Source organism: uncultured Paraglaciecola sp. (assembly GCF_913020055.1).
Classification (GTDB): Bacteria; Pseudomonadota; Gammaproteobacteria; order Enterobacterales; family Alteromonadaceae; genus Paraglaciecola.
Genome location: NZ_CAJWCF010000025.1, coordinates 11575 through 32755 on the forward strand (window position 1 = coordinate 11575; position 21181 = coordinate 32755).

18 protein-coding genes and 1 other RNA gene are annotated in these 21181 nt (G+C 42.1%); 2 read left to right on the plus strand and 17 right to left on the minus strand.

The window, feature by feature from the left end:
- The first annotated feature begins 124 nt into the window (after positions 1-124).
- Complete coding sequence (locus tag QZ488_RS07385; RefSeq protein WP_293747195.1) at positions 125-2395, plus strand: TonB-dependent receptor; 2271 nt, start codon at positions 125-127, stop codon at positions 2393-2395.
- A gap of 113 nt (positions 2396-2508) precedes the next feature.
- Here the strand turns inward: QZ488_RS07385 and rnpB are convergent.
- The 17 genes from rnpB to QZ488_RS07470 all read right to left on the minus strand — a co-directional run bounded on the left by rnpB (position 2509) and on the right by QZ488_RS07470 (position 19288).
- An RNA gene (rnpB, locus tag QZ488_RS07390) (RNase P RNA component class A) lies at positions 2509-2891 on the minus strand.
- A gap of 191 nt (positions 2892-3082) precedes the next feature.
- A complete protein-coding gene (locus QZ488_RS07395; RefSeq protein ID WP_293747196.1) occupies positions 3083-3499 on the minus strand; it encodes a hypothetical protein in 417 nt (138 codons plus the stop codon).
- Between the two features lie 12 nt (positions 3500-3511).
- Positions 3512-4540, minus strand: coding sequence for an AgmX/PglI C-terminal domain-containing protein (locus QZ488_RS07400; RefSeq protein ID WP_293747197.1), 1029 nt, complete (start codon positions 4538-4540; stop codon positions 3512-3514).
- Positions 4537-5103 carry a biopolymer transporter ExbD gene (locus tag QZ488_RS07405; RefSeq protein WP_293747198.1) on the minus strand — a complete coding sequence of 189 codons (567 nt, stop codon included), beginning with the start codon at positions 5101-5103 and terminating at the stop codon, positions 4537-4539. Before QZ488_RS07405 ends, QZ488_RS07400 begins: the two co-directional genes overlap by 4 nt.
- Positions 5100-5663, minus strand: coding sequence for a biopolymer transporter ExbD (locus QZ488_RS07410; protein WP_293747199.1), 564 nt, complete (start codon positions 5661-5663; stop codon positions 5100-5102). The genes QZ488_RS07405 and QZ488_RS07410 overlap by 4 nt, the downstream gene beginning before the upstream one ends.
- A 44-nt stretch (positions 5664-5707) precedes the next feature.
- Positions 5708-6379 carry a MotA/TolQ/ExbB proton channel family protein gene (locus QZ488_RS07415; protein ID WP_293747200.1) on the minus strand — a complete coding sequence of 224 codons (672 nt, stop codon included), beginning with the start codon at positions 6377-6379 and terminating at the stop codon, positions 5708-5710.
- Between the two features lie 51 nt (positions 6380-6430).
- Positions 6431-6739, minus strand: coding sequence for a hypothetical protein (locus QZ488_RS07420; RefSeq protein WP_293747201.1), 309 nt, complete (start codon positions 6737-6739; stop codon positions 6431-6433).
- Positions 6736-7464: a tetratricopeptide repeat protein gene (locus QZ488_RS07425; RefSeq protein ID WP_293747202.1), complete on the minus strand. Its 729-nt coding sequence runs from the start codon at positions 7462-7464 to the stop codon at positions 6736-6738. Before QZ488_RS07425 ends, QZ488_RS07420 begins: the two co-directional genes overlap by 4 nt.
- A complete protein-coding gene (locus tag QZ488_RS07430) occupies positions 7451-10483 on the minus strand; it encodes a tetratricopeptide repeat protein (protein WP_293747203.1) in 3033 nt (1010 codons plus the stop codon). Before QZ488_RS07430 ends, QZ488_RS07425 begins: the two co-directional genes overlap by 14 nt.
- Positions 10480-12519, minus strand: a complete 2040-nt coding sequence (locus tag QZ488_RS07435) for a tetratricopeptide repeat protein (RefSeq protein ID WP_293747204.1) — start codon at positions 12517-12519, stop codon at positions 10480-10482. Before QZ488_RS07435 ends, QZ488_RS07430 begins: the two co-directional genes overlap by 4 nt.
- Position 12520: 1 nt before the next feature.
- Positions 12521-13087: a hypothetical protein gene (locus QZ488_RS07440; protein ID WP_293747205.1), complete on the minus strand. Its 567-nt coding sequence runs from the start codon at positions 13085-13087 to the stop codon at positions 12521-12523.
- 40 nt (positions 13088-13127) lie between these two features.
- Entirely contained in the window at positions 13128-14342 is a 1215-nt protein-coding gene (locus QZ488_RS07445; RefSeq protein WP_293747206.1) for a DUF3570 domain-containing protein, read from the minus strand.
- A complete protein-coding gene (locus QZ488_RS07450) occupies positions 14329-14574 on the minus strand; it encodes a DUF4266 domain-containing protein (RefSeq protein WP_293747207.1) in 246 nt (81 codons plus the stop codon). Before QZ488_RS07450 ends, QZ488_RS07445 begins: the two co-directional genes overlap by 14 nt.
- Positions 14575-14577: 3 nt before the next feature.
- Positions 14578-15120, minus strand: coding sequence for a TlpA disulfide reductase family protein (locus QZ488_RS07455; protein ID WP_293747208.1), 543 nt, complete (start codon positions 15118-15120; stop codon positions 14578-14580).
- A 30-nt stretch (positions 15121-15150) separates the two neighbouring features.
- Complete coding sequence (locus tag QZ488_RS07460; RefSeq protein ID WP_293747209.1) at positions 15151-15810, minus strand: outer membrane beta-barrel domain-containing protein; 660 nt, start codon at positions 15808-15810, stop codon at positions 15151-15153.
- Positions 15780-16493 (minus strand): SH3 domain-containing protein, encoded by a 714-nt coding sequence (locus QZ488_RS07465; RefSeq protein ID WP_293747210.1) that lies wholly within the window; start codon positions 16491-16493, stop codon positions 15780-15782. Before QZ488_RS07465 ends, QZ488_RS07460 begins: the two co-directional genes overlap by 31 nt.
- A gap of 71 nt (positions 16494-16564) precedes the next feature.
- The gene (locus QZ488_RS07470; protein WP_293747211.1) at positions 16565-19288 is read right to left on the minus strand and encodes a hypothetical protein; all 2724 of its coding nucleotides are present in this window, start codon (positions 19286-19288) and stop codon (positions 16565-16567) included.
- Between the two features lie 658 nt (positions 19289-19946).
- On the opposite strand from QZ488_RS07470, the gene QZ488_RS07475 reads away from it, so the two are divergent.
- A complete protein-coding gene (locus QZ488_RS07475; RefSeq protein WP_293747212.1) occupies positions 19947-21179 on the plus strand; it encodes a hypothetical protein in 1233 nt (410 codons plus the stop codon).
- The last annotated feature ends 2 nt before the right edge of the window (positions 21180-21181 follow it).

Below are 21181 nucleotides of genomic sequence, written 5' to 3' on the forward strand. Positions count from 1 at the left end.
CTACTCTACCATATTTGTGTTACTTGAAATAAATTTCAATCGATTGCAAAAATAAATTGCAATCGATTGCAATTTTACATAAGGTTAACAACAGGAACACAATCACACATCCAAGGTAACTAAAATGAAAACTAAAACATTCCATAAAAAATTACTACCGGTCAGCATTGCCCTTATCATGACAGGTTCGGTTCTAGCGCAAGAAGAAGCCCCAGATGAAAGTAACAATACCGATTTTATTGAACAAATTATCGTAACTGGCACCGCCAGCGGAAACGCCATAAGGAAAGTCGACGCTAGTTATGCATCGACTTCATTAAGTGCAGAAGATATTTTGAAATTAGCCCCTAAAAGCACTGCCGAGCTATTCAGAGCTGTACCAGGAGTATGGGCTGAAAGCTCAGGCGGAGTTTCAGGAGCTAATGTCTTTGTCCGAGGTTTTCCTTCTGGTGGTGATGCCCCTTTTTTAACGGTGCAACTTCAAGGAGTGGGCATCTACACCCCTCCATCAGTGTCTTTTCTTGAGAACTCAACACTATTTCGCGTAGACGAAACGATTGAGTTTATGGATGCATTACGTGGTGGACCAAATTCAGTTTTGTCCAATGGACAACCTGGATTAACAACTAACTTTTTACTTAAAGAAGGTCAAGACGAAACCGAAGGTACATTTAAGTACACAACTTCAGACTATGGATTACAGCGGATTGATGCCGTGCTCAGTGGAGCCTTGGCTGAAGACTTTTATTATATGTTCGGTGGTTACGTCCAGCAAAGTTCTGGGGTCAGAGATGCCGGTTTCACGTCAGAAAAAGGCAATCAATTTACTATCAACTTAACCAAAGAATTAGACAACGGTAAAATCAACTTTTACACACGAATTACTGATGACCGCGGCACATGGTACACACCATCTCCTCTAATAGAGGGGGTAGATAACAGCTTTGTACATTTAGGTACTTTAAATAGACAAGCAACTATCAATTACGGCCCAGAGGGCAATAGCAGTAGTGAAGCCTTTGATTTTGGTGAAGGCCGTGGCTGGGATGGTTCGGTTTCTGGCGGCAGTATTAACTTAGAACTAGGGGATGGTTGGACTTTTGTTGACCGTTTCTCTTTTACAAAAGGTGAAGCAGACACCTTAGGTTTAGTCACAAATGGTGACCCAGTAAGGCTTTCAACCGTAGCTGATAACGGTGACTCAGCTACCGGTGCGGTAACGGGCGATACCTACGCTGGTAGCACTTTTGTGCAACAATTAGGGAGGTGGGTTGTGCGTAAAGACATTGAGTCTTTTACCAATGATTTGGCCTTAACTAAGACCACAGATACTTTCAAGACCTCTGTAGGTTTTTTCAGTTCTAGTTACTCGTCAAATGATTGGTGGGCATTAGGTAATCACGCCTTTCACGTTGTGCAAAGTGGTGGTGAAGCCCTGGCTGGTATAGCTTGCAATGACAGTGTTGCAGGTTGTGGCTGGAACTACGATATCAACAGCACTGGTGATGGCAAAACCACGGCTCTTTATGCTGCTGTAGATTATCAATTTAGTGATGACCTGAGTGCTGATATTGGTATCAGAAACGAAAACCATCAAATTGAATATAGCGTGGACGAAGGGTTAGATGGACTGATTACCAAAACTGTTCAGTATGATGAGTCTGATGTTGCCTACACTTTAGGCGTGAACTGGCAATTTGAAAAAGATTCAGGTGTATTTACCCGTTACAGTGAAGGCAGCAAAATGCCCTATTTTGATGATTTTCGTGATAATTTTGGCAGCTACACCAACGGTAACGACCTTATCTCCGATGTGGTTCAATTTGAATTGGGCTACAAACTTGCCGCTGAAAACTACAACGTTTACGCTACGGGTTTTTATAATGAAGTAGAAAGCTCTCAAACCCCTATTCCTGGCGGCGCATCAAATTTATTCGCTACAGAAGCTATGGGTATTGAATTAGATGCCGCCTATTTCACTGATGGTGGATTCGCAGTATCACTTAATGCAACCATTCAAGATTCTGAAGTGGTTGATTCTGTTGATACAACTGTAATTGGTAAAGAAGCGCAGCGTCAGCCAGCTTTCCAGCTACGCGTTACACCAAGCTATGACTTCGAAATGACAGATTTTTATGCCACCGTATACGGCACACTATCTATTGTTGACGATAGATTCGCTGATTCAGGTAATACAGTAGTGTTAGACGGTTACGAAAGTCTAGATTTCGGCCTAACCGTTGCTAACGATAGTGGTTTAAATATGAACTTAGCTATTCAGAACCTGACTGACGAAGATGCGTTAACTGAAGGAGATCCTCGTAATCCGACTGCACCCAATGGTCGTTTTATCTTGCCTAGAACAGTCACTTTTAGTGTGGGTTACTCGTTCTAATAAAGCCGGGGTATTTTGATATAACGCCTGTAGACCATTAGTTTACAGGCATTTTTATTATTGGAATGGACATAAGCAAAAGGGATGGCATAAGCCATCCCTTTTTTTGTAGATATTGGAGTTGGCCGATAAGCCGGGTTCTGTGAAGTTTGTTCGAAAACAAACAGCGACAATCATTCATCTAGGCCAGCAATCGCTCACTGGCTCCAGCAACACACCCGATCTCAACGTGGGCCACGCCATACGAGATCCTATTTGGTCTTGCTCCGGGTGGAGTTTACCTTGCCGTATACTGTTACCAGAAACGCGGTGCGCTCTTACCGCACCCTTTCACCCTTACCGGCGCTTACGCGCTTAGGCGGTCTTCTCTCTGCTGCACTTGTCGTCGGCTCGCGCCGCCCAGGCGTTACCTGGCACCCTGCCCTATGGAGCCCGGACTTTCCTCCCTTCAGAAATTCACAAGTGAAAACTGAACGGCGATTGTCTGGCCAACTCCGCGGCGGATTTTACGCAGGTTACACATTAGATACAATCACAATCCTAAACAACTTAGCTGCAGTAATAATGGAAGTGAGTTTAAGGGTGTATGTCACAAAAAATTTAGCGGTAAAATGGTCGTGTTGATTAGAAAAAAGTAGACAAATTATGACTGGTTACATGTATTAAATTTTAACAAACAACATTAGGTCAGGTCAGTCCATACCCTTCATTTTTTAGCCATTCTTTGGCCTCTGAATCAGTTTTAAAAAAGCGCCTTTCAAATACATCTGGCAATGCTTTTGATGGTTGTTTTTTTGTGTATTTGTGGAATAAATCAAGCTTAACGCTTTCGATATTAGTGTTAATTATGGCTTCTCTTTTCATACCTAGACGTTTGCATTCAACTGACAACTGCACAATCAGCAACTCACAATCAGGTGTGCATAATTCCCATTCCATAACATCACTGATGAGCCCCCAAGGTTTATCTTTAATTGGGCTAATGATTTCAAGAAAAACTTCGCTATAAGCTTTAGCCGTTTCTGCATTCCAGGCGCCAGTTACCACCACCAACACAATGTCACCTACGAGAGTTACCTTAAAACCACCATGTTGATTAAACATATCCGAGCTACCTTAGAAGGGTAAAAAGTTAAAGGAATAATCCAAGATAGTAGCTGTTACGCTTTGCTCGCCAAAATTGATCAGTTTTATCCTATTAAGTAATTTGTTTTCAACATTTTCTGAATCCAGTTCGCTAAACACCAGCTCTACTTTAGAGACTGCACCACTTGGCTCTATGCTTAACTTAACTGTTACTTTTCCTTGCAAGCTAGGATCAGAACGTAACGCTTTGCGATAAATAGCGTAAATAGCACCTTTGTTGGCATCTAACACTTTACGAATAGATTCGGTGTCTCGATTACCTAATACCGTATCTTCAGTCACAATTTGTTTCGCTGCTAACGACGCTAATCCTTCACTAGGTGCAAGGTATTCAGTGTTTTTGCGACCCGCAAGCTCTCCTTTTGAGCCGACGTTGGTGGTTAACCTACTGGTGTCTACCCCTCCGCTATTACCCGCCACTTTTTTACCAATAAATTTACGCTGAGTTTGGTTGCTTGCACCTGCCCCTTTGATGGTATCGGTATCGGCTAGATTGGTCAGGCTAGCATCGTCTCGCATACTGGCTAAATCATCTTGGAAGGCCAACAAACCCGATTGTTTGGCTTTGGTTTTAGCCAGTTCAGTAATCTCAGCTTGGGTGGGCACTTTTTTCACTTCTTTAGGTGGTACCTTCTTGGGCTCTACGGGTTTAGGTGGAACAGGTTTCGGTTTTTCAATTATAGGCTCAGGTACAACTGGCTTTGGCTTTGGCTTGGGCTCTGGAATAGGCTTAGGAGGTTCAACTTTTCTAGGCGTCATTAAACGCGTCAATTGAGGTGGCACCTTTTCTTTATCAGCGCGAGCACGCTCTGGTAACTCCTGCCACTTCACCACTGCCGCAAAGGCAAGAGTGATGCACATAACAACAGCAGTGATAGTTTTAAAACGTTTATTTTCCAGTTCACTTGAAGACCAAGGCAACACTGTAATAAAGGCATTAGGGACTGACATTTTACTGTTAGCAGTAGCAGTATGCACATTCATGCTGGCGGCATTCATAGGGTTTCTCCCTGAGCTACCACTGCATTTTCAACTTGATTATCACCTTTCTGGACAGCTGGTTCTTGTCCTTCTACCGCCAAAGATATGTTGGTAAACCCAGCTTGAGCACAGGTCTGCATAATACGTTTGAGTAATGTATAAGGGATGTTCTTATCACCCATAATGGTAATCGCTCTTTCGATATCATTACCATCGGCGTCTTTTTCATCGCTGTTACCTGCGCGGTTAATTTGGTAAGCCAACTCGGTCACCAACTCTGGTATCAGGTCATCGTTTTGACTCAAAATAGTCGGTACATCAGCTAATTTCTGGCCTTGTAGAATGAGATCGTTATTGTTAACCATCAATATCAAGGTTTCTTTCGCTGCTTGTTGCGCTGTAGATTCGGGTAATTTTACACTTTTATTGTTTTGTAAGACTTGTACATCTGATGCATTAACCATCAAGAAAAACACCAAAATAGTAAAAATATCCATCAATGATACTAAGCTGAGCTTGGAGTCTTTCGCCATACGTTTATGATGACGATCCATGCGCATCGCTCTTGCGGATTTTTTCATTTTAATCCCCCAGACAACCCATTTGGTCCACTAGGTCTAGCATCGCTTGGGGCATCTCCTAAGGAAATTTTTGGGAAAAGCTCGGCATCCACCACAGAGGCGATTAGCACATCTTGGTACGAACGTGTGGTATCCATTAAGGCCACAATCACTTGATACGGAATTTTTTCTTCTAATAATAAAGTGGCTGCTTTTTTATCAATATTTTTGTTTATCAGAGTCTGCTTTATTTGCCTAAGCACTAACTGTAAAGCAGGGTAATCATAACCTTGTTCGGTAACCGCTATATCTTTTACCAAGTACCCTTGAGGGTAATAAACGGCAATACTGTCTGCTCGCACCACCAGCTCTAAACGCTGATCTTTCACATCAAGGTTTTGTTCACTTGCTTCACCAAGTTGTGGCAAGGCAAGTTCTAACACGGTAATCCGCGAGAACACCATCATCATCAACAGCACTGGCACCAGTACAATCATCAAATTCATAAAAGAAGTGATGTCTAATTCAGCTTCTTTTTTGATTTTTCGACTACCACGACCGAATTTTGCTATACCCGCCATATCGTATTCCTATGCTTGAACCTAGAATAATCTGTTGGATGAACTTAACGATTATCGTCTGTAGAACGAGATTGGGTACTCAGGTCATTCCGTGCAATTAGGGCGTTTAAACACTTCACCCCAGCCATTTCCATGCTGTCTATTATTTCAGTTGTTTTGGTTTGTAATACAGAGTGAAAAACCAATAGAGGAATAGCGGCTATCAAGCCAAAGGCCGTGGTATTCATCGCTACCGAAATACTCTGAGACAACAAACTGGCCTTTTCAGACGGATCAGCCGTTGCCACTGCTGAGAAAGCGGCAATCAAACCAATGATAGTGCCCAGCAAACCTAACAAGGTTGAGATATTTGCCAGCGTCGCTAAATAAGCCGTACGTTTTTCGAGTCGAGGTGTGGTTTCCATTAACCCTTCTTCCATCGCATATTCGATGTCTTCACGTCTTTGGCTATGGTTCAATCGAGCCATACCAGCGCCGATAATCCGGCTAATTGGCGCTTTATCACTGCTGGCAAAACTTAACACTCCGGTGTAATCATGTTTGTTAAGCAGTGGCTCCATTTGTTTAAAAGCTCTCTTATTCACACTTTTGGAAAAGGTTAAAAAGAAATAGCGTTCGATTGCTATTGCAAGACCAATTGCTAATACAACCGCAATTGGAAACATAAAGGTTCCACCTTCTTGAAAAAACCTGATTACCACTTCAAAAAAATCCATCACTGACTCCTTCTAATATATGTCTTCATCATAACTATTTACCCTAAACTGTTAAGTATCATCCTGTGGTTTGGGGTATATGTTTTTGTTCTCTAAAATTTTTATTTGACGCTTTAGTTCGTCTCTTTGTAACGGCACAAAGGTTTTATTAATACGTTCAACAATCGGGCTAGGTAGTGCTTGTTTTGCTTTAGGTGATTGCCACGGCACTATGGTCAACACTTTTGGCTGCTCTTGGTTCCCCCGAATAGTCTCTTCTAACTGAATCACCTCTGGTTGTTGCGCAACAAGGGTATGACTAAAAAAGCCTAACGGCAGCACAAAACACAAAACGGGTAAATACTGTTTTATATGCTTCATAACATGGCCCCTGTTTGAGTGGTTTGTTCGGCGGCTTTGATTTGTCTCTGCAAATCGATTATCCAACCTTTTAATTGCCGTGAATCGTCATTCGACAACCCTTGATAAAGCTCGTAATCAGCCAAAGCCAAAGATTTTTTACCCATGTATAGATCGTATAAAATACCTCGATTTAAATACCCCTGTGCAAAAGCAGGCCAACTTTTTAGCGCTAACTCGTAATGGGTTAATGCTTGTTTAAACTGCCCCTGTTCACGAAATACCAAGGCTAGTTCATTGTGGGCTAGGTAATTTAAAGGGTTGACAGAAATCGCGTTATTCAGATATTTGGTCTTGTTTTTAGCCTGTTGTTCCAGAGTGTCAGAAACTTGTTCCTTTGCCAGTAACGCAAGTTGTACCCATATTCCGGACAGGTTTGGGTGTTGTTCAGATAACGCCATAAACCTATCTCTAGCTTGTGTAAACTTACCTTGTTGCTTTAACAACAAGACACTTTGAAACTGATTTAATGCTTGAGTAGTAGGTTTATGTCCGCTGACCTGTGTTTTGTACAAATTGGGACGTGCTTGTAAATCCTTCACCTGCATTTGCAAAGGCGTTAACGACTCAGTAGTGGTTTTGGCAATGTTTGTTGCAGCTTCCTCAGAGGGTAATAAACTAGTACAACCGCTTAATGCCAATGCACTCATCACACTCAATACAACAAAAACATTAGTAAATTTCATCGGTGACCTCGAGACTCTTCTCTTGTTTGTTATATCTACCTGGCAACAGTTTTTCTAAGGCGCTAAAACTCTTTTTGACCCAACTGTCATAACTACCCTGCCAACTTCGTTTGGCGTTAGTTTCGTGAATATCGATGGCCTTTTCTTCAAATGGGTAAGCTTGCTCTTCAAGCAAAAGATCATATTGCTCAAGCTCTAAAGCGTTAAGGTTTTTAGGTTTACTCGAGGTCATCAAATCTTTGGCCAGTTGATGGTAAATATCCGCGATACTAAAATTGGCCGAAGTACTGAACTCCTCAACCTTATAATCCAAAGTTTTATTGTAGGCATTCAGCGCAGTATTTAATGCAGCCTTTTTCTTACCTAAACTGGCTTTTAGCGGCTGCGTAAGTTTGATTTTTTTGTAGGCATACAGCTTGTCATCGGCAAACACGTTAGATGCCATTGCCGCTAAATAACGGTTGCGATCACTACGTTCTATATCGGCAGATTGTTGCGCTTGTTTGTCAGCTTGAATGAGTTTATTCAACCAGAAACGGCGTTTGCTGTGTTCATTACTTGCAAGGTAAAACTCACTCATAATGAAACGGGCTTCGTTGGCTTCGGCAAAAGGTTGTGCATAGCTGTGAGCATAAGTGCGATAAGCCTCTAATGCTTTTTGTTTATTGTCTATTTTGTGCAAATACTGTGCTGCCACATACAAGGCTTGTCTGCCTTCCTCGGATTGTGGATTGGCTTGATGCAAAACCAATAATTCATCAGCGGCTTGTTGCCAGTTTTCATTCTGCTGGTAAGCCAAAATCAATTGCTCTTGGATATTGGCAGTTAATTTATTTTTCGGAAAACGTTGTCTAAAGTCTTCAAATAAATCAATACCTTGCTGCCATTCTTGCATTTGTAATAAATAGCTAGCTGCATCATATTGTGCATTTAATCGAATAGCTGACTCAGGTGTTTTAGCCAACACTCGCAAAAAGTCGTTCACAGCTAAAGGTAAATAGTTATTAGCAACATTCTGCTCACCTTGTTTGTAAATACTGGCTGCTAAACGCTCTCGCATATCATGCTGACGAGGATCGTTATCTGGCAATAATTGAATGATTTTTTCGTAGGTACTTTCCCCAAGTGCATATTGTTGCAGGGCAAATTGACTATGCCCTATTACTAAATAACTGGCTAACTGTTTGTCTGCTTGTACTTTTGGTTGCCAATCCAACAATTTTTGTGCCGCGGTAATGGCCAAGTCATATCGTTTTAAAGTAAATAACTGTTGCATGCTGCTATACAAAATATCCCGCGCTCTAGGATCATCGGCAAAGGTATTCACAAATTTTTCTTGAGAAAAAAGCTGCTTGTCTAACCAATTAACCTCTTGCTTAGTATCTGGGCCTACTGGAACAGCAGCCATCAACTGAATTTGTTGATAGGCCAATATAGCCGCATAAGCCGCTTCTGCTGCTTTAGGATGAGCAGTCGTTGTAAAGGTGTTTGGTTGCAAATGCTGGTATGCGTAACGTTCAAATGCACTGATTGATTCGGCATATTGCTCCGCTTCAAATAGCGCCTCGCCTAAACGGTAAATTGACTCTGGTGTTTGCGCATCGCGAGGAAACGTCAGGATAAACTGCTGATACCACTTTGACGCTAACAAAAATGCTTGGATGCCCTGTTCTTTTAACTCTTGCGCTGTGGGGATATTTTTGTCGCTATCCTTATCCTTAGGTTTTTGACTTGCACTCACTAACATCTGGCCGCGGCTATGTTCATATTGCGCAAGTTCTTGTAGATATTCGTTTAGATAAGGTGCGACTTGCTCTTGCAAAACAATCGCCCAATTAGGCCAATAGTTACCGGCAATACCATAACGCTTTACAAAACGCTGTTTGGCGGGTAATACTAAAGTGGGGAATTTACCTAAAATGTAAACGTCGATTTGTTTCACTGCAAAAATAGGCGCTTGAAAATGGTCGCCGTGGATTTCTGTAAAGGCTTGGTAGGCTTTAGCACTATCGCGATATCGGTCTTGGTTCAAATAGTGTTGCGCTAATGCATCATATAATACGTATTCATAATGCCTACTGCCAAGTTGTGAAAAATGTGTAGCAACACTGTCTGCTGGATTCGGATATTGACCATCCTGATAAGAAAACAACAAACTCATAATACGAATAGTATCGTTGACCAAACGTTTCTCACCCACAGGTAAACGGTCAACTTGATCCTGGCTGTCGATCTGAGACAACATCGGCTGAGCCACAATTTGATTAGGCAGTTTATGATCAAGCAAAGTGCTAAAGGCTTTTAATGCCAGGCCTTGCTGTTCATTTTTAAAATAACTCCAGCCCAACATATAGGCGGCTGTGCCGTAATAAGGGTTTTGTTCACCCTGTTCTAGCACCTTAGTGTAAGCACTAATGGCGAGTGGATAATTGGTCCGATTAAATTCTACCTCACCCATTCTAAAATGCGTTTCAGCTAAGTAAGGGTTGTCTGGAAATTTCTCTAATAACTGCTGTAAGGTGGCAAAACTGTCTTGTATTTGACCTTGCTGTTCATAGGCTTTGGCTAGCTGATAAAGCACTTCTAGATTGTCAGGGCTGTGTGGATGCCCGACTAATAATTGTTGATACTGCTGTATGGCTAAATCAAATAATTTTTGCGGCTTTTGCCCAACCTGCTTATCGCTAATGGTTGATTCTAGCGGTGCCCCATCTTCCTGTTTTTGTTCTGCCAATGACACTTCTAGATCGGCTAACCTGTACTGCACTATTTTTCTAGTTTGTGGGTCGCCCACCACATCAAGCAATGCTTTGTAAGAATCTCGCATGCTCTGTGTTTCGGGCTGCTCTAAAGGAGCATGGTCCAGCGGCAATGGCTCAAAAAACACATCACCTAAGGTTTGTTTACTAACGGATGGTGTTTCAGCGGTTTGTTCTGGATACTCAGCCGAAAACAATCCACAAGCAGATAACGGCAACATCAAACCTACAAAAATCAACGGGCAATAACCTAACCTCATAGCTGGTTTTCCTCGTTTGCAGATGTCTCATCTAACAGTGTTGTACTGTCATTGTCTTTTTGCAGGGCTTGATCACTCAACCGCACCATGGCTAATTGTGCTTGTAATATATAATTTCTAACTTTTAGTTTATGCGCTTGGATAAATTGGCTGAAGATGCCTGATAATTGGCTAACAAGGGCATCTTGCAGTCCATTACTCTTATCAATTTCAGCGTCAATCCGCTGTGCCAAATTACTCACTCTGAGTCTTTGCTTGGCAAAATCAGGTTTAGCTGCCAGTTGATTAAGTAGTTGCTGCTGACGCTGCTGTGCTTTGGCAATCTCACTATCGAGTTGCTTCAACGCTTTCTGTGCTTGCCAATGATTGCTAGAGTAAGCTTCACTTGCTTGCCAAACCAGTCGTCCCGCCACGCGCTCAACACGTTGTTGATAACTATCAGCCAAGGGTGGTTGAGCAAGTTGTTTTTTAAGTTGAGAAATAGTGACTAAACGTTGTTCCGAACGTTTTACTCTGTCTAACCATTTTTGACTTTGCTGGCTCATAAACACTTGGCCATCTTGCTGCGTTTTGGCCGTATCTATGACTAAAGCCAATTCTTCACGCTGCATTTGCAGCTGTGCCAATTGCTCCAACGTACGATTTTGTAAGATCTGTTTAGCGCGCTTGCGCCTCTCTACTTGTCTTTCATCTAACATCAAATCATATTGCTGCATACGTCGTTGCCAATTTTGCATTTTTTGCTGTAAGAAACGACTTTCCTGTAACGCAGATAACCCAGCCCTAAATTCACTAGTTACAGCCACACTATTAAATAACTGAGTATTAATAAGTTGCTCACTATGTTCGTCCTGCTCACTTTCCGATTGGTTATTATTGACTAATAAACCCAAAATAAACTGTGGCTGACTCACTTGCTGCTGCGCTTGATTAAGCTCATCTAAGGCTTGCTCAAAACGCTGCAGCCCCAGCTGCAACACTTGCAATGATTGGCGTGGTGCAAATGCTTTTTCATAGGCATAGGCACTGGCTAAATAGGCTTCTAGGGTATATTCACTATTTTGCGGCATTTGCATCAATCGTTGCCAAATAGACAAAGCAGTTTGCAATTCATTCTTTTTAGCCGCTGCCCAGCCATAACCTAATAATGCAGCCTCTGCGTCTAAACCCTCGGTACGAATATTTTCAAACACTCTAAACGCTTGATGCGGCTCTTCATTTTTAAGCAAGGTGTAACCTAAAGTTAAGTTGGCTCGGTCACGAATGGCATCACGCTCTGCTGCAACATCTTGTTCATCATCTTCACTAAAAATCGGCTCGGCCCAGCCCATCCAACGGCTTACGAAACTACTTTCCTTATTGGCCAAACTAGATAAACGGCTAATCGCTTGTTGATTGTCTCCTTTTTGCAGCAACGCTAACGCTTGGTTGTACTGCACGTAATCGCGATAAATTGAATCGTTTGATAACTGCTCTAGCCATTGAACATCCACAGCCTTGGCATCTTCATCCAATAAAAAACCATGCAGTTGCGACTGCATATACAGCCAGTTATCTCGGGTAGATTGCTCGAAATACTCTTCTGCTGCTTCTTGCCCTATATTTTGAAAGGCACGGGCTGCATCTGAAAATTGGCGTTTTTGATAATAGGTTTTACCCAACAATAACCACGAAAAAGCCGTGACTTCAGGTGTAGCGTTGTTTTTCAATAAGCGTAAAAAAATGTCGGCGGCTTGGTTATCTAAACCATAGGCTAAGCTCATTCCACCTTTAAGTAATTCTGGCTCAACTTTATGACCGCTCAAAAAGTCAGGGATTTGTCTCAAACCCTCAGGAAATTTTTGCTCTAAGATTGCCATTTGAGTTAAGGCTAAGGAAAAATTACCTTGGTAATATTCATATAAAACTTGTTGGTAGGCTTTTTCTAGCTGCGCAGAATTAGAGGCTTTCGCCTGTTGGGCGCTTATTTGTGCGCTAATTGGGGCACTAACCAGCAAAACAAAAAAACAGCTGAACGTGCTATACCACTTCAACATATTAAAGTTCAACCGCCTCAAAAACAGGCTGTTGTTTAACGCTAGAATCAATAACGCTTAGCTCCAACGATTTGGCTTCAGCGGTTTTGGTGAAGCTGATACTAGTGGCTCGTTTGTACTCTCTGTCTTGTGGCCCTTTACCAATAAAAAACGCACTGAGCTGATGTTCGCCTTGGGCTAAATTATCAATATGTAACTTTTGCACCCCACCTTTGAACAAGGCTTGAATTTGTTTTTCGGTATACAGGTGATGGGTGACCACTTTGTCGTTAATTTTCAGCTCAACTGCGTCCAAATTAAAATAAGTGCCTACGTCCAGGGAAAGATACACCACCACTTGGGTGCTAGATGGAAACAATAAATCTTCTTCCAGCACAAACAAATCACGGTTAAGGGCAACTACTTCTTTTCGCAGTTGCTGTAATTGTTCAGCAACAGTGTTGTCGACAGGCTCATCACTTTGCTGAGCATTGAGGTTTAAACTGATGCTCAGCAAAAGACTACAAAACAAAAATACCGCCCAGTGAATGGGATGGATATTTGCTACTTTTTTAGAATAAAAACTCATTGGTATATACTTCCTATAACCCTTAATAAATCAAAGGACACTAGTAAAATATGGACACGTAAAAACGTGTAATATTAGCCGAAAACTGATAAAGCGGTTCTTCACCTACTGGCGCTATACCGCTAGTGTCACCCTCTAATGTGCTATTAACCAAAACGTTTCTAAAATCGTCATAGTTATAATTCACGTGGTCAAAATCGAGGTTAATTGTGCTTTTCTTAAAAAAGTTGGCGGCGGAAAATTGAAACTCGTAGGTCAAACTTAAACCCAACGACAAGTTGTTAAAGGTACTCATTTCTTTATCACGTGCTCGGAAGTTAAATTCAGCACTTCGCGTATACAAATCCTGATAAAAATCGGCTTTGTCTTGTTGATAATGGCGAGCACGCATTTCCACAATCCAGTCATCGCCAAATGTATGGATATAACCCAACTTATAGGTATTCGCTTGTATGCCCCAAGAATCAGAAAACACCTTAGCTTCACCATATACAGATGCACGATAAGGCAAATAATAATTAGCCGTAATCGAAGCCGCATTACTTCTGCGAGTGTTGGGGTAAACCTCAGTTTCAAAACGGTAACCACGGGCACTACTGGCATCGATAAAACGCACTGAACGATAAGGATTATTCAAATATCCTTGATCAGATATGTTTTCCACACTCAAGCCAAGTATCATATTTTTGGTAATCACCTGGGTGACACCTAACTGATAATTTTGTCGCTCGGCTAACTCTAAAAAACTTTCGTCACCGGTTTTTCCTACTTCATCGTTGCCTTTCGAATAACCTAAACTAAGTGTTGTGAGGTCACCAAAAAAATCTTGGCTAACACCAAAATGTATCGACTGAGCTTCAAAGTCGTTTTCTGAACTAGTGGTGTAGTTCAAACTCATTAAGGTTTTATTATGTAGAAAATCAACGCCCACGCTATTTTCAGTACGTTCTTCTGCATAAGGGCTGGCGGTAGCTAACACATCTATGGATGCACCAGAAATGGTGTCGACGTAATAATTTGCGGAAACAGACACATGGTTACCTATTTTTTTACGTAACAAAATAGACGGACCATCGATTGACATACCGCCACCTTGGTAGGAGTGATACATCGCGTCAGAGCGATCTTGTGGCAACACGGCAGCAAACGCCTGCCAAACAAACAAGCCAACTATGATGCAGGCAATTATTAATCGAATTATCAATTTTCTTACCGTGCCACTAGGCGTAATCGTTTTCTGTTTAATTACAACCACAACCGCCTCCTGCTCCACCTTCGGCACCTCTGGCACCCTCTCGAGCTTGATAGGCATGATGGGTATATGCAAGCGATACAGGGTTGCGATTCATGCTCATAATCGGGTCAGCCAAGTTGTCACGCTCATAGGGCTTGACCCAAGGTTCAAATGTGCTGCTACAGCCACTGGCAAAACCCGATACCATGATGACCAGTAGCAAACGCAAATGAGTTGATTTAATTGCCTTCACAACTTACTCCCGAAGTAACGCTTTAACAGCTTGTTTGTATTTCACTTCATCACCACTTTTGTATCCGTGGTGCAAAAGACGTTGATTACCATCGCGATCCACAATCACAGTAGTAGGCATAGCTTTCACTTTATATAATTTGCTGACATCGTCATTCACATCAAATAAAACGGGAAAAGAAACGGGAATATCGTTTAACAAAATATCGGCCTTGGAAGGATTTTCATCCACGTTGACTGCCAAAATGGTAAAACCCAAATCGGCATATTCTTGTTGTAACGTCTCTAAATAAGGTAATTCTTCTCGACATGGTCCACACCACGAGGCCCAAAAATTGATTAAAACCACATTGCCAAGTTGCTCCTGCAAACGCACATTACCGCCATCTTTACTGGCCAAAGTAAAATCTGGCGCGGGTCCTTTGGCATTGGCCGCTAAACTATTCATTGAGGTCAAGAACAGGCTAATAAAAACCACTGCCAACCCTAAACGACTGTAAAATTTGGCACTGGTTTTTGGGTCGAAATCTTTAACATATAACAGCATAAGATAGTCTCTCAATAAATGTAAAACGGACTAAAAAAAGAACGTGGCACCTAGGCCATATTCAATATTGTGTGTGGTTTTTTCTGCGCCGATTAGCTCAGAATTAAACAGGTGATCTTTCACGTTTAAGTGCAAAGCAAAATAGTCAGTCAGCAACAAGCGGTATCCCGCTCCTAAGGTAAGAGTGAACCTTTCATCGCCGCCAAATTCGGTACTGCCTGCACCTAAGGTGAGATAGGTAGCTGAATTAAACACCAAATTGTCAGTGAAAAAAGTTTCGCCATTCAAGTTGTAACCCAAAGACACATTGTAATAACGAAAATTGCGTTCTTCATCGGTTAAAAACGGCGCACCACCACTAAGCACTTCAAAGCTGGTTTCTCCAGCATCTGCTTGTCCATAAGTGGCTTCAACAAAAAAGTCTTCATTAACGTGATAAGCGGCGCGTGCACCTACCACCATACTCGATGAAAAATCCTCAATGCTGATCACGCCCACTAACAAACCAAACTCAAAGTTTTCTGAATCGATATTGGCTTCGTTAATATCTCTACGCTCGATATTAGGCTCGATAACACTTTGTTCAGCTTCTTGTTGCGAGCTTTGTTGAGAGCCTTGTTGTGCATACAAAGAAAAACTTGTCACTGTGCACAGCATGGCTAGAAAAAAACTGCGAATCCCAATTTCCATTGTTCTAAATCCTCGTTCTCGTCTCTGTTGGTTAAAGCTTGAAGGTGCTGATATTCAAGCTTAAGCATAAAATTTTGTGCGATGTAATAACGCAGGCCTAAACCAGCGGCTAATAAATCACTGGTGCGCGCTTCATCGCCACTTTGGACTAAATTGGCTCTAGGTTTGGTACGAATTTGCCCAGCACCCAATGTCACGTAAGGTGACACCCGCCATTCGGGAAAAGTGGTATGTTGCACTCGCACTAAAAAGAATTGATTTTCAGATAAGTCACCCAAGGCTTGGGTCACACTTACCCCTGCGACGAGGTTTTCAGTTGCCACCCAATCAGCAAAAACTGTCATAGAAGGCACACCTTCAAATGAACCGCCCATAGCGCCAAATTCAAAATCTCGTTGTGCGAAAGACTCAAATGACCCGTCGGATAACTTCACAGCTTGACCGCTACTGCTTTGGGTTAAATGTAATGCATCTTGTTTTACCCAACCTTGCACACCTTTAACGGTTTCGACTTTAAACCAGTTGGTTCTGCGTTTTAATACGGTGATCCATTCATTTTTCGCAGCAACATAAATAATCGGAAAACCACCAGCGGGACCTGAATGTAAGTCGATATAGGGTTGTTGAATCTGTACTTGTACGTTGTCATCGGCTAATACTTGATGAAAAATTAGCCCGAGCATTAGACACATTACGCAGCCAAGCTTAGCTAGCTGGATAGAATTGAAATATACCTTTTTGAAGTCGATTACCATCAGTTTACCGGCGCCGCAAAAGGATTATTATAATACTGACCACCAATATCTAACCATTCAGATAGTAGTTTTAGTTCGGCAGGTGTTAGCCAGCCATTATGGGTGCCACCTGGATTAAATGGGCTGAAAAATCTTGCACTCGATCTTGCGCCGTTGACCGACATACTATTACCCACACCTACGGTCTGAGTCACTGGAATAGCGTTACCCTCTGCATCCAGTATTAACTCACCTTCTTCGTCGAGCTCAAATACAGTATTGCCGTTTTGATCTGTGACAATCACCAAACGATCGAGTAACACACCTTCTACCAATTCTTGTTCATTATCAGCAAACATCAGCTCACGATAACTGGTGAGAAAATCTGCGTTTTCAGTCGAAGGCGTAGCCCGCAAATCCAACTGGGCTGCAGGTAATTGCGCTAAACCATCTTCGCCTTCAGGTGTATGACAACTTAAACAACTTTGGTCGTCGAGGAGCGTTAGGCCATCTTCATCAAACACTTGTCTGTCTAAGGAAAATATCGGTTGAATATGCTCTGGAAAATGAATTTGTATACGGCATAAACTTGTCCAATTAAGGGCACAAGCAGCGGTAATAGGTAAAGAAGATTGTAGATCGGCATATCGATAGGTAAAACTGGTTGCCGGAGTTTGCATAGCAGGGTCGGTCCAGATATCTTCAAAATTGATATCTTGTGAAGGATAGTTGATACCGTTAATTCTGCCTGATGTTTGCGCCATTGTATCGCCTAAATCGGCAAACAAAGCAGGATTGCTATTAGGAAAAGGATTACCAGTGCTAAGTGCACCAAAATTTATACTGTCTGCTTGTGCATCTGTACGACCATGCGGCGCTTCGCTACCTTGGGTATGACAGCCATTACATGTGCGCACTTCTCCAGGCGCAAATTGCAACCAATTCTGATGTCTTTCAGTCACGCGTTTACCGTTTTCATCCAGTATACTGAACGCCAAAGGTACATTGGCAGGTACATCAAATAATACCGAACCATCAGGCTCCACAGGCACATAACCAATAATTTCACGCATCAATTGATTGCTACTACGACCAAAAGCTGAGTTATCAAAGTCCCGTACTTCATCATTAGGAATAGATACTGCTTTTACAATTCGTAAAAATCTGGCGGGTCTATCTTCAACGGGCGTTTGAGTGGGGTCGGCGAGTATTGCAATGCCTTGTGCGGTAACGTCGATACCGGCAAAATCATAGACACTTTTAATATGTACGCGGCCCAAATCATTGTTGGCTAAATCTTGATCAAATTCCTCAGCCTGTTGTGCATCTGCAGGAAAAGCACTAGGCTGCATGGCCGCTACATCAGTATAAAATTGACCTTCCTCAGGTACATTTATGACTAACTGAGTATTTTCAATAGGGTCAAACATCCATAATCCAAACAGCAAAGGTGCGGTTTCAACTTGTGGGTTGGCTATCAATTCATCATTACAAGGTAAAATAGTGCGAACGTCACCTTCAGCCAAAACTTGTTCGGGATCATATACTCTGCATTGGCTCCAGCTAAACAACATCCTTTGGCTACTATCCCAAAGTGGATAGACAGTTGAAAACAGACCACCAGGTGAAATACCGCCATCAATTAGAATATTATCGAACAAGGCTGATACTTGTGCCGGTCCATTTAGGCCACTTTGCGAAGCAATTGGCATAGTGTTATCAATATAATTAGCGATATCGATATTAACGTATTCACCGCCCCAATCATTACTAACAAAGGGGCGAAGCGCGGCCAATAATTGGCCATTCGGTTGTTCAGTTAATTGGGTGAATTGTAACGCTTCATTTGCGAGTTCACTGCTATGACTGTGACGACCATAGACAATTTCTAAGCTACTGCCATCGGCATTCATTTGGTAAATGTTGATACTGTTGTTGTTGGCTGCGTTGTCCCAACGACTAAATAGAATTTTACCTGAACTGAGTACTATAGGATTAAGATCGTGACTTTGGTTGAAGGATATCTGTTGAATATCACCACCATCTGCAGCCATTACATGTAAAACAGATGCAGTTTCATCGCGGTCTTCATCCAAGGCTTGATATTGCGGTTTTCCTTCATCTAATAAAAGTGCTTGATTAGCCTGTTGGCGAGTCGAGCTAAACACAATACGCCCGTCAGGCAAATAGGTTGGCGAGGTATCTTGGCCGAATTCAGCGTCTAAATCGGAGACAATAATACGCGTTAGTGTATCTGTCGCTAAATCATACTGCCAAATATTCCAAGTGGGTTGTTCGTCATCGTCGGCATCTTCAATTTCTGGCGCACGCATAGCAAAGAGTATACGCGTGCCGTCATATGACACAGACAAGTCTTTTACATCGTAACCGGCCAATGGTGATGTGTCTGTTGCGGCCAAAATTTCTTGTTCGGAAAAAAATGCACGATCACTAATGTTTTGCTCAAGGGCACTGACTGACGCCCTTGGTTTGACAAATAATTGCGCGCCGGGCAAAAAGGCATTGGGAATACGTAAGTCTTGCGTTACCAGTGCCGAATCTTCATTTAATGGCGCTGGCCTTTTGATATAAGCGATAGGCACATCCACTACCACAGGATCGGGTTCTTGCTCGGCCGTTAATAGTTGATCACCACCACAGCCTATAAACTGCAGACAAAGTACAACAACTGCTGCACGTGTCAGTTTAATATGGGTAAGTTTCGGTAAGAACCAATGTTTCACGGTATTTTCACTATGGTTAATAAAAACGCTAATAGACTATCAGTATCTGCTGTAGGGAAATACTGTCTACAGACTGCTACTTTGCCAATTAATAGGCGATGGATACTTGCATTAACGGCTTTGCTGAACAATTTATGGTTTTATCATTAGGAATACTATTCAATACCTTAAATGAAAATGATGCAATTAGAGCAAAGGGGTTGATTAAATATATTTGGCTACATTTAATGTTGCAGGCGATGTATGAAATTAACGACACCGACAACCGTCTATCAAAAAACATCTAATCATCTGATAAATAACAAATTAGTTATACCTCTACCGACACAGAAGGTAAATAAAAGTCTCATAACTTAAAAAATAAAGTCTGAAATAAGTGACACTCTTATTGCTAGAGTGAACATTTTGTTTGCATCAAATTCCATAAACTCCAAGCAATTCAAAGCATTAAACTAGGTGGCGTAATTCGTGCTGGAGGCATCCCGTCAGTTTTGCTGTGATTTTTCCTTGGTAACTGCGCTTTATTCGCTAAACCAGTCTATTTAGGTATGAATAACTAAACCTAACTTGCTTCAGCAGTATTGTGATAAATGGATTTATTGACTAAAACCCATAACAAGCCAAACAAATCGTTACTGGCGGTAAGAGGAGTTCCAATTTGAAATATCTAGTCAGGCAAATTGGCGGAAGTAAAATCGCTATCACTTGGGCATTAATTATTGTCAGTCTATCCACTCTGCCGCAGACCTATGCGGGCACAAGAGAACAAGCCAAACGTATGCATGACCGATTGGCTGGGGTTCCTCCGAGTAACGCTGTACTAGATCAAATGGAAAACCTTATAAGCACAGGTGATGTGCGCGGGGCAGCAGACATCGCTATGGACCACTCAGCCTTTTATTCTGTGACCTTAAAAAATTGGGTCACACCTTGGACAAACGAAGACGCTGATGTATTTGCACCTTTGAATGACTATACCGCTACTGTGATTGGTATCGCACGCGACGAAGTTGATTTTAGGCAAATACTCAGTGGCGATATTCTGTATATAGCTAATTCAAGTGCCGGTGTGCCCGCTTATTCGAACACTAGCAACGCCCACTATCAGGCTTTAGAAGACCAAAGTGCTGATTTAAAAGACGTATTACAAGCCACCACCCAATCAGCTGTGACAGGTTTACCAGCAGAAGCAACAGCCGGGCTGATGACCACACGTGCAGCGGCCAAATCATATTTTAAAGACGGCACCAATCGCGCCATGTTTCGTTTTACTTTAATCAATCATATGTGCACAGATTTAGAAGGCTTAAAAGACACTAGCCGCAGCCCAGATCGAATTCGCCAAGATGTGAGTCGCAGTCCCGGTGGCGATAGCCGCATATTTAATAACTCATGTGTAGGCTGTCACTCAGGTATGGATCCCTTGGCCCAAGCATTTGCTTATTATAACTACGAGTACAACGTTGACAGTGACCCCGATGGTGAACAAGGTGCATTAGAATACAATCAGTCAGGTCAAATAGACGCAAATACCGGTACTCAAGTGCAGGGTAAATATCACATAAACAGTAATAATTTTCCCTATGGCTTTATCACCAACAACGACAATTGGAGTAATTATTGGCGACAGGGGTTAAATAAAAACCTTGGTTGGGATGAATCTTTGCCTGATAACGGTAGCGGTGCTAAATCTATGGGCCAAGAACTTGCCAATAGTCAACAGTTTGCCAGTTGCCAAGTGACCAAAGTATTTGAAAATATCTGCCTACGCTCACCACAAGATTTCGCTGACAGAACAAAAATAAACAGCATGACCAACACATTTACCAGTACGGGCTTCAACATAAAACAAGTGTTTGCCGATTCCGCTGACTACTGTAAAGGGGAATGAGA